Raw genomic sequence first — 2,087 nt, forward strand, 5'->3', positions numbered from 1 at the left:
CCTCGAAAGAAACGCATCCACTCCATCACATCTTCCGGTCCGCTGGCCTTTTTCTGAAGTTTCGGAAGCTCCAGGATCTGAATCTCCAGCTTATCTGTATACTTCTTCCCGGCCATTTCATCCCAGAAATGGACCGTCCGGTAACAGAAATCATCATCTGGAAATCGTTCAAAATTCAGGACGCTGACCTGAATACACTTCTTCAGGATGCGATAGCTTTCCCCTGCTTTGATCTGTCCTGCATACATTTTGCTCAGATAAAATAGCAGGCGTTCATCCCAGTATTCCACATAAAACACCTGCATTTCGATATCTATCTGCATTCCATCAGCCAGGCATACATGCACATCCAGAATTCCCTGCTTTTCCTCTTCTGCTTCTTTGGGAAGCTCATTTTCCAACAGGATCGTCTCATCAATTTCTTCCGGCTTAACCTGCAAAAGCACTGCAATAAATCCCTTTCTCGTCTTCGGATTTCTCATCAGTTCTTTGAAGCACCAGTCCACGGAAGGTTTCATGATAAAATCTTCGTTTCGGGCAGTTTGTCTTCTCTTATTCTGTGTCTTTCTTTTTCTTTTGTTGTTTCTCATAATTCGATCCTTTCCCGGCTTCTCATCCACTGGAAAAGGATGTTTCTGTCTGTTGTAAGTGTAGCACATTTTCTCCATTGGAAAAAGTGGTTTAGGGAATAAATGATCCTGATAGAAAAGCGAAAAAGAAACTGTCCGATTGCCAGCCATTAGATCTGCCGTATACAATAATAAGATTTGAATAATTCGGCGAATGCCTTAGAAATACGAAAAGCGAATGCTTTTCAGATATAGATAGAGTAACATATCAATAACGAAAAGACAAGAAACCAGAGTCCACTATTACAACCAAATATCGAGAAATCCTTCGCCAGAAAAGCTTAGGATTCAGTAAACGGAACATCGCACATAGCTGCGGAGTATCCCGTAACACAGTTGCCAAGGCCGTCAAACGGACGGCGGAAATGAATTTTTCCTGGCAAGTGAATCATAAGATGACCGACAACTCACTTGGAGAAATGCTTTTCCCCAAGTGAAAATCATCAACCAATAAAAAACTACCTGATGATAAAGTTATGATCTTACAGGACACGCTGTCAGGTTCTCCGTTCGATGATCCAAAAATAGAACCTCTTTGCCAGGGAACAGTACAGTGCTCTGTTATTTTTCACATATTCTTTCTCTATATAGGAATATATAGATTGAAATACCTTCTCTACATATTCTTTCTCCTCATCCACCAACTCCTGATCTCTAGACAGCGGGCTGATCCTGCTTGAAAAATACATATCCAGCTCATATATTTTATTTTTGATTCGGGGATGAACCTTGTACCTGTTTGTGAGCAAAATTTCCATAATAGAATTCTGCATCTCCAGAGATAAATCAGTATAATGCCATGCCATCGAATGGTGCTCATTATCATACAATTCTAAAAATGGCTTATAAAAGGTATCATTAATTTCCTTTCTTCCTTCCCGATAGTCCTCTCTATAACTTGTATATCTTCCAAGAAAAAATGTAAGGAGAGCCGTCATCATCGTAAGAACCGCTTCATTCTCCGTAACCCAATGCATTAACGCTTTCAATATCTTTTCCCCACACCTTATTCCATAGAATGTTCTGCCAATTCCACAAGCTTGCGAAACTCTTCTACTGTCATGTTTGCTTCTTCTGCAGCCTCCTCCAACGTCAGACGATTCTTCTGATAGAGCCGAATCAACATGACCTGACCACCTTGTATCATGCCTCGCTGAAATCCCCTCTTCCTGGCTCCCTCCATATTGGATCTGTAATCCAGGATTGCTTTCTCCCTGGCCTCATACTGTAAACGCTTCTTCTCATCCAGGCTCATCTTTACTAAATCCTCGTATGCTCCTTCCAGATATTCATTTCCCTTTGCCACTTCTTTCAGCTCCTCTTTATTCTGCCCTCGAAAGAAACGCATCCACTCCATCACATCTTCCGGTCCGCTGGCCTTTTTCTGAAGTTTCGGAAGCTCCAGGATCTGAATCTCCAGCTTATCTGTATACTTCTTCCCGGCCATTTCATCCCAGA

Annotated in this window: 3 protein-coding genes; all 3 read right to left on the reverse strand. The window is 41.8% G+C overall.

Annotated elements, in window-relative coordinates; translation table 11 throughout:
- Positions 1-590 (reverse strand): Rpn family recombination-promoting nuclease/putative transposase (locus tag B5E64_RS17630; protein ID WP_162610229.1); only part of this gene is annotated, 590 nt, incomplete at its 3' end.
- A 536-nt stretch (positions 591-1,126) separates the two neighbouring features.
- Positions 1,127-1,606: a hypothetical protein gene (locus B5E64_RS17640; protein ID WP_140398900.1), complete on the reverse strand. Its 480-nt coding sequence runs from the start codon at positions 1,604-1,606 to the stop codon at positions 1,127-1,129.
- Between the two features lie 29 nt (positions 1,607-1,635).
- A partial coding sequence (locus B5E64_RS17645; RefSeq protein ID WP_140398901.1) for an Rpn family recombination-promoting nuclease/putative transposase occupies positions 1,636-2,087 on the reverse strand: 452 nt, incomplete at its 5' end.

It is taken from the genome of Drancourtella sp. An12, from assembly GCF_002160935.1.
GTDB classification, from domain to species: Bacteria; Bacillota; Clostridia; order Lachnospirales; family Lachnospiraceae; genus Sellimonas; species Sellimonas catena.

Excerpts from the sequence above, each read along its gene's own strand:
- B5E64_RS17640 (WP_140398900.1), bottom strand. The coding sequence starts at position 1,606 with ATGCATTGGGTTACGGAGAATGAAGCGGTTCTTACGATGATGACGGCT.